This window comes from Acaryochloris sp. CCMEE 5410, assembly GCF_000238775.2.
Lineage (GTDB): Bacteria > Cyanobacteriota > Cyanobacteriia > Thermosynechococcales > Thermosynechococcaceae > Acaryochloris.
Window position 1 is genome coordinate 1,637,527 of the sequence record NZ_AFEJ02000002.1, and the last position, 14,837, is coordinate 1,652,363.

At 48.5% G+C, this 14,837-nt stretch carries 11 protein-coding genes; 10 read left to right on the forward strand and 1 reads right to left on the reverse strand.

Features of this window, described 5'->3' with window-relative positions; genetic code table 11:
• The first annotated feature begins 21 nt into the window (after positions 1 to 21).
• The 10 genes from ON05_RS28385 to ON05_RS28430 all read left to right on the forward strand — a co-directional run bounded on the left by ON05_RS28385 (position 22) and on the right by ON05_RS28430 (position 13,539).
• The gene (locus tag ON05_RS28385) at positions 22 to 2,211 is read left to right on the forward strand and encodes a peptidase domain-containing ABC transporter (protein WP_010467902.1); all 2,190 of its coding nucleotides are present in this window, start codon (positions 22 to 24) and stop codon (positions 2,209 to 2,211) included.
• Positions 2,212 to 2,235: 24 nt separating this feature from the next.
• Positions 2,236 to 2,553, forward strand: a complete 318-nt coding sequence (locus tag ON05_RS28390; RefSeq protein ID WP_010467904.1) for a hypothetical protein — start codon at positions 2,236 to 2,238, stop codon at positions 2,551 to 2,553.
• An 81-nt stretch (positions 2,554 to 2,634) separates the two neighbouring features.
• Positions 2,635 to 3,975, forward strand: a complete 1,341-nt coding sequence (locus ON05_RS28395; RefSeq protein WP_029314922.1) for a hypothetical protein — start codon at positions 2,635 to 2,637, stop codon at positions 3,973 to 3,975.
• Between the two features lie 154 nt (positions 3,976 to 4,129).
• Complete coding sequence (locus ON05_RS28400; protein WP_010467909.1) at positions 4,130 to 5,497, forward strand: c-type cytochrome biogenesis protein; 1,368 nt, start codon at positions 4,130 to 4,132, stop codon at positions 5,495 to 5,497.
• A gap of 363 nt (positions 5,498 to 5,860) precedes the next feature.
• Complete coding sequence (locus ON05_RS28405) at positions 5,861 to 6,205, forward strand: hypothetical protein (RefSeq protein WP_010467911.1); 345 nt, start codon at positions 5,861 to 5,863, stop codon at positions 6,203 to 6,205.
• A 108-nt stretch (positions 6,206 to 6,313) separates the two neighbouring features.
• Entirely contained in the window at positions 6,314 to 6,691 is a 378-nt protein-coding gene (locus ON05_RS28410) for a hypothetical protein (protein WP_010467913.1), read from the forward strand.
• Positions 6,692 to 6,693: 2 nt separating this feature from the next.
• On the forward strand, positions 6,694 to 8,247 hold the full coding sequence (locus ON05_RS28415; protein ID WP_010467915.1) for a YcjF family protein: 1,554 nt from the start codon (positions 6,694 to 6,696) through the stop codon (positions 8,245 to 8,247).
• 195 nt (positions 8,248 to 8,442) lie between these two features.
• Positions 8,443 to 9,810 (forward strand): efflux RND transporter periplasmic adaptor subunit, encoded by a 1,368-nt coding sequence (locus tag ON05_RS28420; RefSeq protein ID WP_010467917.1) that lies wholly within the window; start codon positions 8,443 to 8,445, stop codon positions 9,808 to 9,810.
• 113 nt (positions 9,811 to 9,923) lie between these two features.
• Positions 9,924 to 13,100, forward strand: coding sequence for an efflux RND transporter permease subunit (locus tag ON05_RS28425; RefSeq protein WP_010467919.1), 3,177 nt, complete (start codon positions 9,924 to 9,926; stop codon positions 13,098 to 13,100).
• A gap of 274 nt (positions 13,101 to 13,374) precedes the next feature.
• Positions 13,375 to 13,539: a hypothetical protein gene (locus ON05_RS28430; RefSeq protein WP_010467921.1), complete on the forward strand. Its 165-nt coding sequence runs from the start codon at positions 13,375 to 13,377 to the stop codon at positions 13,537 to 13,539.
• 237 nt (positions 13,540 to 13,776) lie between these two features.
• On the opposite strand, the gene ON05_RS28435 is transcribed toward ON05_RS28430, so the two are convergent.
• Positions 13,777 to 14,265 (reverse strand): hypothetical protein, encoded by a 489-nt coding sequence (locus tag ON05_RS28435; protein ID WP_010467922.1) that lies wholly within the window; start codon positions 14,263 to 14,265, stop codon positions 13,777 to 13,779.
• Between the last annotated feature and the right edge of the window lie 572 nt (positions 14,266 to 14,837).

Sequence of the window (14,837 nt, forward strand, 5' to 3'; positions counted from 1 at the left end):
AACGATAAAGGCACCTTGTCCATGCCCTCTTTAATGCTCCTCAATCCCCTACTCAAATCACGCAAAAGCTACCAGTGTGTCAAGCAATGGAGCGAAGAAGATTGTGGAGCCGCCTGCCTAGCCTCAATCTGCAAGTATTATGGCCGTCTACTAAGCATTACCCGTAGTCGGGAAGTGGTGGGAACAGGACAACTTGGCACCACCCTTTTAGGTCTAAAAAGAGGCGCTGAAGCTTTAGGGTTCAATGCCCGTTCTGTGAAAGCATCAGAAGCTTTGATTGATCGGCTGCAGGAAATCCTACTGCCAGCCATTATCCACTGGAAAGGCTATCACTGGGTCATTCTCTATGGCAAACGCGGTCGCAAGTATGTTGTGGCCGATCCAGGCGTGGGGATTCGGTATCTCACCAAACAGGAACTTCTCGAATCATGGAATGGCATCATGCTCTTACTGGAGCCTGATATCGATCGGTTTCATGATCGAGGCGAAGACGAGGAAAAGTCCGGTGGATTTTCTCGCTTCCTGGGTCGAATTTGGCCCTATCGTACGATTCTGAGCCAAGCCCTTTTGATCAATATTGTCCTGGGATTATTGGCCCTCTCCAGTCCTTTCCTCATCCAGATTCTAACCGATGATGTCTTGGTCCGTCAGGATATGGAGTTGCTGACGGTCGTAGTAGTGGGGGTTGTCATCTCCCAAGTGTTCAGTAGTAGCCTACAAATCATGCAGTCGAACTTGATAGCTCACTTTAGCCAGCGGCTGCAGCTAGGTTTAGTCTTAGAATTTGGTCGCAAAATCCTGCAACTCCCCTTGAACTACTATGAATCGCGCAGAAGCGGGGAGATTGTCAGCCGTTTGCGCGATATTAACGAAGTCAATCAACTCATATCGCAAATCGTCGTTCGGGTGCCCAGTCAAGTTTTTGTTGCCTTGATTTCCATTGGCTTCATGCTATTTTACAGCGCAAGTTTAACCCTTGTTGCTGCAGTGATTGCCATGATCATGGCAATCTCAACCTTGCCATTTTTGCCGATATTGCGAAAGAAAACTCGCAATTTACTGATTCTATCTTCTGAAAATCAAGGGGTCTTAGTTGAGACGTTCAAAGGAGCGTTAGTCCTGAAAACGACTAACGCAGCGCCCCAGTTTTGGGAAGAGTTTCAATCTCGATTTGGCCGACTAACCCACCTCACCTTCAGCACCATCCAACTGAGTGTCCTCAACGGTACCTTTACTCAGTTGATTTCTAGTATTGGCAGTGTCGCCCTTTTAGCCACGGGTAGTTTGCTAGTCATCAGGGAAGAAATCAGTATTGGCCAGTTGCTGGCCTTTAACACCATGCAAGGCAATCTGCTGGCCTTGATGACGACCATCATTGGCCTAACGGATGAATATTTTCGGGCTCAAACGGCAATTGGCCGTATTTTAGAGGTCATTGATGCCACACCAGAATCCGTCGGAGAGGCTAACAAACCCTTTGCCCAGCTCTCTGGAGACCATGATATTACCTGCTCCCATTTAAACTTTCACCATGCCGGGCGAGTCGTTCTCCTGGATGATTTTTCCTTGACACTACCTGGGGGGAAGGTAACCGTCATCATTGGGAAATCCGGCTGTGGTAAAAGCACCCTGGCCAAGGTGATCGCAGGCCTTTATCAAACCCAGTCTGGAACCGTCAGAATCGGTCCCTATAATTTACAGGATTTATCTATCGTCGCTCTCCGGCAGCAAGTCTCGTTTGTCCCCCAAGAACCTCATTTTTGGAGTCGCTCCATTATCGAGAACTTTCAGCTAGGCAACCCGCAAGTCTCGTTTGAACAAATCGTAAAGGCCTGCCAAATTGCGGATGCTGACAGCTTTATCAGCGAATTACCCAATACGTACCAGACCGTTTTAGGTGAGTTTGGTGCCAACTTATCGGGTGGGCAGCGGCAGCGGTTAGCCATTGCTCGGGCCATTGTTAACGATCCACCCATCTTGATTTTGGATGAATCCACTGCAGGCTTAGATCCCGTGAGCGAGGCCGAAGTCCTAGATAAGTTACTGGCCTATCGCCAAGGCAAAACGACCATCATGATTTCCCACCGCCCCAGCACCATTAAACGAGCAGAGTGGTTGATTCAAATGGAAAAAGGCCAGCTGCTTTTGGAAGGAGACTTTGCCTCCCTAGCTACTCAACCTGGAGAACATCAGAAGTTTTTAAACCACTAATCAATCATCATTAGGAGAAAGATCATGGCTCAATTACAAAACAGTCCGCAACTTCCGCAAATCATCGATCCACCATCAGACTTATTTGTTGAATTATCTGATCCAGAACAGGAGACCATTTCAGCTGGATTTGGCTTAACCTATCTCTATTTTGAGCAGGAAATCATTTCGTCGTCATCGTCCAATACGACGGAAATTGACAATCTATCTCCTGGCTCCGGTAGCGGTCGTACCTCTCAGCAAGCCAACTATGATTCGAAACGCACCACGTTTGCCTTCGGCGGATTAATTCCCATTCGTTCGGTTTCTTCGTTTATTGCCTCCATTCTCAAATTGTTTTAGCGGGGTCGCGCTGAAGCTGCATCATTGCGTAAATTGGCTATTCCGGTTGCAAGACTACTTCCCTATGAGATTGAGTTCAACATGACTAAGACGCTGGTGACAAATACTGTTTTAAGGCAGGATAGTGGAGAGAGTGACGTTTCATCTCATCAGGTGATCCGATTGGATCGCTCCCTGAGTTCTTTGAGCACAGGTGAAGCGTCTGTATCATTAGGCCCCATCATGTTGCAGTCTCTTGGACAACTTGTTTACACCAGTTTTCCTAACGTCGGGTTTAGGCACTTATCGAGTCCCCACATCCCGCAAGAGATTCAACATGCATTTGTTCATCAAGTCGTCTACTTACGCTGGAACTCGTACAATCCCCCAGCTGCTGACTATCGGGCGGCCTACCTCTATCAAATTAATACAGACAATACCTTATTCGGGTGGTTGTATGGCGATGCCACCGATGATGTTGGTCGTCATGTTCCCTATTTTATTGGCTACCACCTGGCAGAACCGTTGACGGAAGATTATCTAAATAGTATCTATATCTGCCTACAGCGAGGACCAACAGCGATTTCTAGCAAGGAAGAGCTGAGTCAGGGGGTTTTAGAAAATATCTCTATTCCCGATATTCGCGGTTATCCCCCTGCTCGGATTGGCGTTGATATCCCCGATGATATTCGCAACTACAGCTGCACGTTTTTGCAAATGCAAGAGTTGCTGAATATCTTTGTGCCAGCCAGTGAACGTCAGTCCAGACTTTCCTCCCCGGCTGTCCCCTCTGAAGAAGTAGACCTCACCCAATCCCTCTCCAAGCAAAAAACCGTTATTCAGCCCCAGAAAAATCAGCCTGGGACGACGCTTCAACCCCGCCAATCTCAGCCGGCCCAACCTCAGTCGGCCCAGCTTCAACCGGCCCAGCCTCAGCCGGCCCCCATGAACTATCTAGAGCAAATTCTCTATGAATTAATTGCCAAACCCATTGGGATTCAAAGCGCATTTTTAGTGTCCATAGAAGGACTACCCATCACCTCTCCCATTGGTATTAGCGAAAATAGCGCCCTGATTATTGCTGGTACTATGCTGTATCTCGCTAGAAGTACTCACGAAGAATTGCAGTGGCAAGGCATTGAGAAAATTTCAGTCCAGGCCCAAGAAGGATACGTCATTTTAGCGAACTGTACATCAGATATTTTTCTGCTGGTCAAAGCAGCTAAGGCTTTAACGGGCTTACTAGATGGCGAGATCAACCGCACGATCAAGCGTCTCCAAACCGCCCTCCAAATTGAACATTTGGATAAAGATACTGAGTTATCTCCAGAAGCCCAGCATGAGTTAGTGACCCAACTTAATTTAGATCAGGCCGCCTCAGACTTCTTAGAGGAATCCACCGATAACTTTGACATGCAATATCGGGGCAACTCTATCCAATAGAGACTCGCTTTAGCCCTCCATGGGTATCGGTTTTCCCATGACTCTTCTATCATCCATGTCGAATCGTAGCCTCTTTAGGCTTCTATTTTTGGCATTTCATCACATTCAATTTTCTAGTCCCCCCTTAATTTCTAGTCGTTAAATCGTTAAGACCATGAGCTTATTATTTGGAGATGATCCTAAAACCCTGAATTTGCTGAGCATTGGTGAGCGGGGCGTCGGTAAAACTGTTTTTTTAGTCGGTAGCTATACCGAGTCAAACCATCGCTACGAAGGAGATCAGCCCAAAAAACGATGGTTTGACTGTGACGATCACGGTGCTCATAAAAATATCCAAGGGGTCTTGAACTATATTGCGCAAACGGGCCATTATCCCCCTCCCACCATGAAGATCGCTGACTTCACCTTTAGCTTGAAGCAGAAACGGCTGTGGGGGACACAAACCCTCTGTCACTTCCGGTGGTGGGATATGCCCGGAGAAATCTGTGATTTGAACAACCGTCAATTTCAATCGATGGTGTTGAGTTCCCAGGGTTGTTGCGTCTTTATCAATGCTTATTCCCTGATTCACGAACCGGCCTATTTAGAATCGGTCAAAGACATGATCGAATTGGTGACTGCGATCTCATCTTTGATCAAACATCACAACCTGCAGTATCCGATGGCCCTGATCTTCACCCAATGCGATCGTTTAGAGGCAGGCCCCTTAGGCCAATTGCAAATTGAGAAATGTCTAGAACCCCTGATTATTCGCCTAGAGAATGCCCGCACCAACTATCGACGGTTTTACTCCTCTATCCCGATTGTGCGCATCGACGGCACCCCCGTTCTACGGGCCAGTGGCTCTGCCGATGGCCTGGTGTGGGTCACCTCTGAACTGTGTAAAGCTCGGTCAGTCCAATCTGGACAAGATTTGGCCACGAGTTTATCCCAAAGTACCTCCCTCGATCATCAATTTGTCCCTACAGTGCGACGCCCCGGCTTTACTCTGGGACTTATTTCAGCTGGCGTGGTTGGCTTCTTAACCGTGGGGTTTGCCCTGACATCCCTCTGGTCCACCCAACCTCCCCAACAGGCACAAGCGACCCAAAGAACGCTCCAAGATCACCACAATGTGTTGACCCGAGATCCGAATAATTTAGACTCCCTGATTTCGGTCTACGACCATTATGTAGAGGTGGGTCAACTGGCTAAAGCGGTGCCGTTATTAGAGAAAATTGTGGCTCAAAAGCCGACCCATCTCGATTTAAAATTTAACTTGGCCGACCTCTATGAATTAACCGGAGAAAAGCAAAAAGCCGAAGCGACCTATGATGGGATTCTGACAGCCCAGCCCCAGGATGTTAAAGCCATTGTGGGGAAAGCAATTCTCAGGGGCGAAGCAGGCGATTTATCCACCGCTCAATCCCTATTTCAGCAGGCCGAAAACATCGCAGCGACTCAAGAGGCCAAAGGCAAAATCAAAGAGATTGCAGCCCAAACGCTGCAGACACAAGCGCCCGTCAACCCCAAAACGGAATAATGTTCTCACCGTCTCCATTCGGCGTTGAGGATAAGGGGCTATCCATCGCCCTGCAAACACAACATATTGCCGATGGGACTGCTTAACCCTGCATCACTTGTTTAATTCCTACGATTTTTGGTACACACTAAAAAAGCAAAGATTCATCATCTTTTCTGTTGATGATAATCACAGCGTTTGATAATCACAGCGTTTGTCATCAAGACAAGCTATCTTAGTGGCGTTTGGCCTTTCAGGTGATTCAATCTAAGTGGTTAACCCTTCGGATTGTAGCTCAGACTGAGCGGTCCCCAAGGGTAAAGCCCCCACCCTCTTGAGTTCTCAAGCCAACTATCCTCAAAATAATCGTGGAGAAAGCATCTTATGTCCTGGAGAAAAATTGTTGAGATCCTAGCTGGTGGACTCGCAGGATATTTGTTAGGGAAATATGCCAGTCTAGCCTTATACACCACCGTTGTTGGCCCGATCAAACTCGGCAATACAGGTCTCTTTCCAATTCTTATCTCTACGGTACTCGGATTAATTTTTTGTCTTATTCCTTTACTCCTCGGCAATGGCTTATTGCTGTCGTTCCTACCGAAGGTAGGGCTCTGGTCAACGGGAATCTCGGTGGTGATGAGTTTATATACGTTGGCCCTGGTGATCATTGCCATCGCCTTTGGCGTTTTTGGTAATAATTCGCCTTTGCCTTTGCCATTCTGGTTATAATTCTCTTCAATTTAGGGCTGGGGCTCAGCCCTTGCTGTAACCCCCGAGTATCAGGCGCTGAACATCAATGTTTTAGGATAGGGGTATCAACACGCCAGCGCTAACGCTATGGAAGATTCTCGCGACGTTTTAGAAAATAGAACTTTAAAGCGTCTTTTTCTATTCATTTATTTGGTCCCTGTGTTTGGCGTCGTCCCGGCCCTCTGGACCCTCAGTCGACGAGATAGCGATCGCAAGCAGCGAGAAGTGAGCCGAGTAGCCACCCTGATCGGCTTGGCCTGGCTGATCGGCACCCTACTTCTGACATCCGGTGTCGCCATTACTAGCGGTGAGAATGCCCAGAGTATGGGGATTTCGCAATTATTGTTCAACAGCTTATTTACATCCAGCTATTTTCTCAGCAACCTCTGGCTGATGGTGCGAGTTTGGCGACGTCAGTCCCTCGACCTTCCAGGGCTAAAACGCATTACTAAATATTTACCCTAACGATGGCCTGGCCCCGCCTCCTTATTCTGCTATTAGGCCTCGCTATTATTTTGGGGCTGATGCTCTGGCTGATCAGCTCACTGCAATGGCTATACGCCCAAGTGGCCCTGACCTCGCCTTTTTTAGCCAACTTACTGGTGTTCTGCCTGATTGCCTTAATGGCCGTTCTGATCGGGGTTTTTATCTATTACGGTTGGCAGTTTCGAGGCCGAAAAAAGCCCAAGCAACAGCGTCCGCCTCAAGTCCCCACGGATAAGGTCGATGCCGCTGCCTCCAATCTCCGTGCCGTGCATCGTCAGATCCAGCAGATCCAAGACGAAGTCACCCGCCAAGCCCTACTGAAAGAAACGCGGCAAATGGCGAAGACCTTTACCCGCCGGGAACTCAAAATCGTCGTCTTTGGCACGGGGTCCGCAGGCAAGACCTCTTTGGTCAATGGGATTGTGGGACAAATGGTGGGGGAAGTCGGCGCAACCATCGGCACCACGGCGATAGGACAAACCTTTCGCTGTCAGCTACGCAGTGTTGATCAGGCGTTACTGGTTACGGATACCCCAGGATTATCTGAACCGGGCGTTGCCGGTACCGAGCGAGAACAGGCTGCCCGGAAGCTAGCAACAGAAGCCGATTTACTGCTGTTTGTGGTTGATGGTGATTTAACCCAGTCTGAATATCAGCCCCTAAGGGCCTTGGGCCGAATGGGTAAACGGTCTCTGTTAGTGTTCAATAAAACAGATTGCTATACCCAAACCGACCAAGACCTGATTCAGAAACGCCTGCATGAGCGTGTCCAGAACTGGATTCAGCCGGAAGACGTGGTTGCGATCGCAGCCCGTCCCCAACCCATCCGATTAGCCTCTGGGGAGATCCTAGAACCGGAGCCAGACCTCAAAGCGCTTCTCCAACGCATCTCTCGAATTCTGCGGCAAGAGGGAGAGGACTTATTTGCCGATAATATTCTGCTTCAATCCCAACGTTTAGGGGCAGAAGCTCGACAGCAGATCGATCAAGAACGTCGTCAGCAAGCCGACCAAATTGTCGATCGGTTTCAATGGATCGGCGCTGGCGTGATTTGGGTCACCCCGGTCCCCGTCATTGATTTGCTAGCAACCGCTGCCGTCAACACCCAAATGGTGATTGAGATTGCCAAAATTTATGGCTGCGATCTGACCCTCGATCGAGCCAAAGACTTGGCCCTCTCCCTCGCGAAGACCATGGTCAGTTTGGGCATAGTCAAAGGTGCGATTGAAGTATTTGCCCGGGCCTTGCAGTTTAGTGTGGTGGGATTTGTCGTCGGTAAAACCATTCAAAGCGTGGGAGCCGCCTATCTAACGCGAATCGCGGGTAAGAGCTTTATTGAATATTTTCGCAACGATCAAGAGTGGGGAGATGGCGGTATGACAGAAGTCGTCCAGCGCCAGTTTCAACTCCATCGCCGTGATCGGTTCGTCAAAGCCTTTATCCAAGAGGCGATCACCAAACTTCCAGCCGAATTCGGCCGTCGCGTCCAGGAGCAGTTAAGCCCGACTCGTTCTGAGCCGACCGACCATCCTTAACCTACTGCGCTCAAATTAAACAGGACAAGGTTATCCAGCTTACCCCCCATCCTGGGAAATCCACATTAGAATGGATTTTATATTCTCTTTATATTCTCCAGTGGATCAAGAATTGGGTAATGAGTGCCTCAATGTGAATGCATTTAGATCTAAGTCAGAGTTCCACCTCCTGTCCCGCCACAGTAGCGTCGCCTTATGGAAACATCTGAAACCTCAAATTTACAAGAACCCGTTGAAGCACAAATTGCAGTCGCGGAACGATCGTTCAACTCCACCATCAAATCCTTGAAACAACGTAGCAGTCGGAATTGGATCATTGCCGGTGTCGCCCTTGTGGGGACGGGACTCGTGGTCTGGCAGTTTTGGCCCAAAGGGGCACAACCCACGGCTCCCCAAGGACCACCACCGACGCTGGTCAAAGTTCAGACCGTCCAAACCAGTCCAGTCAAGCAAACCTCCGCCTTCCTTGGCACTTTAGAAGCCAAGCAGGGAGTGGTACTACGCCCCGAAACAGAAGGGCGAGTCACTCAGATTTTTGTCTCATCGGGGTCGAGGGTGTCCCCTGGCCAGCCTATTGTTCAACTCAGTCCAGAGAAATCTCAAGCAGACTTCGGCGCAGCGGTGGCCAATATCAACGTAGCCACCGCCGCCAGCAGTAATGCCCAAGCCCAACTTCGAGCCGTCCAAGCCGATCGCGCTAGGGCAGTTGCTGAGTTGGAGTTGCAAAATACAGAGTTTCAGCGCACCCAGACCTTGGTCAAACAAGGGGCACTGGCCAAGCAAGTATTGGATCAAGTCCGCCGCGACCGCGCCTCTGCCCAAGCGGCTCTCAGAGCAGTAGATGAGCAAATTCGTGCGGCTAAAGCCAACTTAACCCAATCTAGAGCCAGCCTCAATCAAGCCAAAGCCAGCGCCTTATCGGCTAGAGAGGATGTACAAGATACACGCATCACAGCTCCCATTGCGGGGATGGTGGGGGATATTCCCATTAAGTTGGGTTCCTTTGTACAGGCCGGTGACACCCTTACCACCATTATTCAAAATCAAACCTTAGAGATCAATCTCAATATTCCAATTGAGAAGCGCGAGCAGCTCGCAGTGGGATTACCAGTCGAACTCAGCCAAGCCCAATCCCAAGACATCCTGGCCCAGGGACGCATTAGTTTCGTCTCACCCACGGTCAATAACGAGAGTCAATCCGTCTTAGCCAAGGCCACCTTCGCCAACCCCAAAGGCACATTACGGGATGGTCAACGGGTCGAAGCTAACGTGGTTTGGCAAACCCGTCCGGGGGTATTAGTGCCCACCACCGCTGTGACACGATTGGGAGGTAAAGCCTTTGTCTTTATCGCCGATCAGCCACAACAACCAGACGGTCAAGTACCTGGGATGGTGGCTCGCCAGCAACCCGTTGAGCTAGGCAGCATCCAGGGCAACGACTACCAAGTGTTGGAGGGTATCCAAGCCGGTGAAACCATCGTTGTTTCTGGCCTGCAAACCATCAGGGATGGGGCCCAACTGCGCCTCGACACCGGCAAACCCAGCGGCAAACCGCCCCAGTAAGCTGTTTGCACTCCTGATTGCCTGATTCGATAGTCTCTCCCATTTAGCCTCTCTCCTTGGCCGTGCCTGTTGATTCCTAGCCTCCCCCCTCGCAACCGTCCTTCCCCCCTCTTATGCTTGTCAATTTTTTCATTAAGCGGCCCGTCCTGACGACCGTTTGTGCCCTCCTTATCCTGCTGATGGGCCTTGTTTGTCTCCCCACCTTACCCATTGCCCAATATCCAGATATCAGCCCAAAACAGGTCAGTATTCAGGCCAACTTTATTGGTGCCGATGCCGCCACTGTCGAAGATGGCGTGACGAGCATTCTGGAACGGGAGATTAACGGGGTCGAAGGTCTCCGCTACATGACCTCAAGCAGCAGCAACAGCGGCTCTAGCTCTATCACCGCCACCTTTGAGAATAATCGTGACCAAGATTTAGCAGCGGTGGATGTGCAGAATCGCGTCTCCAGTGTGGAGTCCCAGTTACCTGCGGCCGTCCAACAGACCGGGGTTCGGGTAACGAAACAATCCAGCAGCATTCTCATGGGCTTTGGCCTCTTCAGCGAGGATGACGAGTACGACAGTATTTTCCTGAGTAACTATGCGGACCTATATCTAACCAATGCCCTGAAGCGAGTTAATGGCGTCGGCAATGTCACTATTTTCGGGGAACGGAAATATGCCATGCGCCTTTGGCTCGACCCTGAGCGGTTAGCCAAGCGCAATCTAACCGGACAAGATGTGGTGGATGCCCTACAAGAACAAAATATTCAAGTGGGGGCGGGGCAAATTGGTCAACCGCCAGCCCCAGAAGGTCAGCAGTTCCAAATTGATATTCGCGCCGAAAGCCGATTAAATACGATTGAAGAATTTGAAGCGTTAGTCGTTGACTCCACCGACGGTAATCTGATTAAGCTCCAAGATGTCGGGCGGGTTGAATTGGGGGCTGAAAATTATGGTTCATTCTTACGGTTTCGCGGTAAAGAAGCCGTCGGTCTCGGGATTTCCCAAATCCCTGGGAGTAACGCCCTAGACGTTGCCCGAGGCGTCAAAGAAACCATGGCAGCCCTGTCTGAAGACTTCCCCCCAGGGATGACCTATGACATCGGTTTTGACACCACAGATTATGTGGAGCAGTCCCTAACGGAAGTGATCTGGACCTTAATTCAAGCCGTTGGTTTGGTGGTCCTGGTGATCTTCGTCTTTCTACAAGATTGGCGCACCACCATTATTCCCGCCGTCACCATTCCCATTTCCCTAATCGGGACGTTTGTCTTTGTAAAGCTGTTTGGCTTTTCCATCAATAGCTTGACCCTATTTGGTCTCACCCTGGCCACAGGCATGGTGGTGGATGATGCCATTGTGGTGGTCGAAAATGTCGCCGCCAAAATTCAGAATGAGGGCATCGAGCCTCGCCAAGCTGCCATTGTTGCCATGGAAGAGTTAACGGGAGCGGTCATCGCCACCTCCCTAGTATTGATGGCGGTGTTTGTACCTGTAGCCTTTTTCCCCGGTACAACCGGGGCACTATATCAACAGTTTGCCTTAACGATTGCATTTGCGATCGCACTCTCCACCTTCAACGCCCTCACCCTGACTCCCACCCTATCCGGATTACTCCTCCGTCAAAATCCCAGCATTCCTGGCTGGATAGCACCAGCCTTCAATTGGTTTAACCGCCAACAAGATCGGCTGAGTCAGAGTTACGGCAACATTTTGGACTGGATGAATCGGTTTAAATATTTCATCTTGGCGATTTTTGCGGCCCTGCTAACCTTTACTGCCTGGATTTATACCACCGTTCCTTCAGCCTTTCTACCGGAAGAAGACCAAGGGTATTTCCTCACCATTGTCGGCGCCCCCGATGGCGTATCTCTGGAATACACCAGCGATGTCATGAAAAAAATCGAAGAGGTCATGCTTCCTCTACCTGAAGTGCGGGCAACCTTTGCGGTAGGTGGATTCAGCTTTGGGGGCAATGCGTCCAATAAAGGGATTGTGTTTACCACCCTCAAACCTTGGTCAGAGCGGCGTAGTGCCGAACAATCTGCTCCAGCCATTATTAATCGAGTTCGCGGTCAATTATTCCAAATTCCCGAAGCCCGCATTCTAGCCATCAACCCACCCGCTATTCGGGGTCTTGGTAGCTATGGGGGATTCACCTTCCAACTCCAAGACCGCTCAGAGAATTTAAGCCTCGATGAGTTTGTCAGCAACTTGGGACCAATCTTGGGAGCCGCTAACAGCAATGACGCCCTCGAAGGGGCATTCACCACCTATGGGGCCAATACACCGCAACTCAAGGTCGAAGTCAATCGTCAGCGAGCCAAAGCCTTACAAGTCGATGTGGACGAAATTTTCAATACCCTGCAAATCTATTTAGGGTCTCGGTATGTCAACGATTTCAATCTAGGTCGCCGCACCTATCGGGTCTATGTGCAAGCCGATCAGCAGTTTCGCTCCAATCCCGATGACATTGGCAAGCTATACGTGCGCTCTGGCACGGACCAAATGATTCCCCTCAGTAACTTAGTCACCATTACGTCCGTAACGGGTGCTCAAACGATTAATCACTATAATCAATTCCGGTCCATTGAGATTAACGGAGCCGCCAAGGCAGGCGTAAGTTCGGGGCAAGCCTTGCAAGCCATGGAAGAAATTGCCGCTAAAGTTCTCCCACCTGGGCTAGGGTTTGAATGGTCCGGTATCTCCCTAGAAGAAATCGAGTCTGGGGGTCAAGCAACGATTATTTTCAGTTTGGGTTTGGTACTCGTTTTCCTAGTTCTGGCTGCCCAGTACGAGAGTTATGTGGACCCAGTTATCATCATGCTCTCCGTTCCCCTAGCAGTGTTAGGGGCGTTGGGAGCTCAAGTCTTACGGGGCTTTTCCAACGATATTTACTGCCAAATTGGTCTCGTAATGTTGATTGGTCTCGCGAGTAAAAACTCAATTCTGATCGTTGAGTTTGCCAACCAACTCCGCGAGGAAGGACTCCCCATTCCTAAAGCCGCCCTGCAAGCAGCCCAACAACGACTCCGACCCATTTTAATGACCGCTATTTCCACCCTCAGCAGTATTTTCCCCCTCGTGGTGGCGTCTGGAGCTGGGGCTGGCAGTCGGCAATCCTTGGGAACAGCCGTCTTTGGCGGCATGTTTGTGGCCACATTTCTAAGTCTCTTTGTTGTGCCTATCCTGTACATCATCATTAAGGGCTTTAGCGATCGTATCTCTCCCAAAACAGCCGAACTAACGCCAACAACAGAGGTGCTAGGGGCAGAAGAAAATCTAACCGTCATTCGCAAATAAAACCGCTAACTGCCAGGTCAAATCGTCAAAAAGTGGGCTCACCCTAGTTTTATTGACATTGGTATTGCCATCAAAAAATTCTGTTTTATTTGTATTTCATGACACAAGGGATTCCAGCCGCCTAGATCTACTGGACCATCACTCATTTTTAGAGGCATTAAGCAGATTTCTCTCATTAAAGTCTTGAAAAAATGCACAACATGTGATCCATAGAAGAAAACATTGGGAACATTCAGTAGTATTCCAATGCTGTTCGTAATTTCAAGGAGAAATTATGCCGCAACGATATCGAGAGGAAGTTGAAGCATTAGCTAAAGCTTTATTAAGTAGTCACGAAAAAGATGGCCTGATTTATAGTGGGATTGCAACGCTACTTATGGTTGCCTTAACCATTTATTGGGTGGATGGACTCATTAGGCTAGGATTGATTGGTGGATAGGGTTTGAGAGTGCAAGATGATCAATTACGAAGCCCTGAGAGATCTTTCTTAAAGGGCTTTTATACACTTATTTATATCGATTTATATATAAAAAATTCAGGTCAGCAAGAAATCATTAGCTACCCTTCATCAACGGGAATCAATCAATTATTTTTTTAGCTCAGATTGTCCACAGTACTCTCCAATTTTTCTCTCGCTGTGGAATGAGTAAAGCTATCAATCTCTCCCTAAGAGTTGTTAGAGTACCCCTTGATCATAGGTTGAGTACTCTAATCCTAAAATATTGCGCAAGGCGGGTAGTTGATGAGTTTGTAGAAACTCAAAGTTAGAATAATTCAAGCTCTTAAAAGGGACTTGCCGCCCATGTTCAACACCTGCACTAAATTCTTCTAGTTCCCTTTGACTTAAACAATAGGGGCTAGGGTAAAGAAACCGAGCGACAAACTGGAAGAGCACAAGATGAAACCAATGGGTATTAGGGTCATTACCCATGGCAAATCCAAGGACATAGGCTTCACCAAAGGAGTCGAATCCTTTTTTCAACAAGAGGTGTAGACAGTCATGCTGGTACAAGTCAATTTTGCCGGGTAGCGCCAAGGGACTCCTAGGATTTTCAAAAAGCCACACGAAGAATGGGATCTTCGAAGGGGGATCTCCAGCTAACGTTAAATATGCATCATGCAGAGTTAATACTTCAAGTTCTTCTGGATAGATATCCCAAAGCATTGACTCCTCCTATTTGAAATGTCAAAAATTTACTCATGTTAATTGAGAATCCAGCGAAAAATTCCTAAACAGTCCACACACAGAAAAAGGGACGCCGAATAAAGCACCATCGACTGGTCTCGAAGCAACATGCTAGAGACCAGCATTTGGCTTGAGCTAACAGCCAGAAAGAGAAAGCCATAACCACTGATCTCAGTATTCGAGGCAAGGATAATTCCTCCCGTTATGGCAAAAGCTGTACTAGAGAATTTTAATCGCCGAGCCCACCTCAAATGATTCCGAAGTAACACCATTCGTCATTCTCTAAATAGACAATATCCATGCCAGTATGAACAGTTAAAAATATGCATTGTTTTTATCTGATTTTACAAAAAACAACTCAATCCTCTATTCACAAAAACACTAGTACAGCTATCACCTAATAGAATAAACATAGCCAGAATAGCTTTCTCAGAAATCATTTCTGATAATCTTACTATTCGGAATAAAAACTATTCACTCACACAAAAATATAATATTCAGCAAAGAAATTCGTCTGTAACACCACAATATTTTCATAAATCAATATTATG

Coding starts and splice junctions, on each gene's coding strand:
- ON05_RS28385 (WP_010467902.1), top strand. CDS start 22: ATGCCCTCTTTAATGCTCCTCAATCCCCTACTCAAATCACGCAAAAGC.
- ON05_RS28390 (WP_010467904.1), top strand. CDS start 2,236: ATGGCTCAATTACAAAACAGTCCGCAACTTCCGCAAATCATCGATCCA.
- ON05_RS28395 (WP_029314922.1), top strand. CDS start 2,635: ATGACTAAGACGCTGGTGACAAATACTGTTTTAAGGCAGGATAGTGGA.
- ON05_RS28400 (WP_010467909.1), top strand. CDS start 4,130: ATGAGCTTATTATTTGGAGATGATCCTAAAACCCTGAATTTGCTGAGC.
- ON05_RS28405 (WP_010467911.1), top strand. CDS start 5,861: ATGTCCTGGAGAAAAATTGTTGAGATCCTAGCTGGTGGACTCGCAGGA.
- ON05_RS28410 (WP_010467913.1), top strand. CDS start 6,314: ATGGAAGATTCTCGCGACGTTTTAGAAAATAGAACTTTAAAGCGTCTT.
- ON05_RS28415 (WP_010467915.1), top strand. CDS start 6,694: ATGGCCTGGCCCCGCCTCCTTATTCTGCTATTAGGCCTCGCTATTATT.
- ON05_RS28420 (WP_010467917.1), top strand. CDS start 8,443: ATGGAAACATCTGAAACCTCAAATTTACAAGAACCCGTTGAAGCACAA.
- ON05_RS28425 (WP_010467919.1), top strand. CDS start 9,924: ATGCTTGTCAATTTTTTCATTAAGCGGCCCGTCCTGACGACCGTTTGT.
- ON05_RS28430 (WP_010467921.1), top strand. CDS start 13,375: ATGCCGCAACGATATCGAGAGGAAGTTGAAGCATTAGCTAAAGCTTTA.
- ON05_RS28435 (WP_010467922.1), bottom strand. CDS start 14,265: ATGCTTTGGGATATCTATCCAGAAGAACTTGAAGTATTAACTCTGCAT.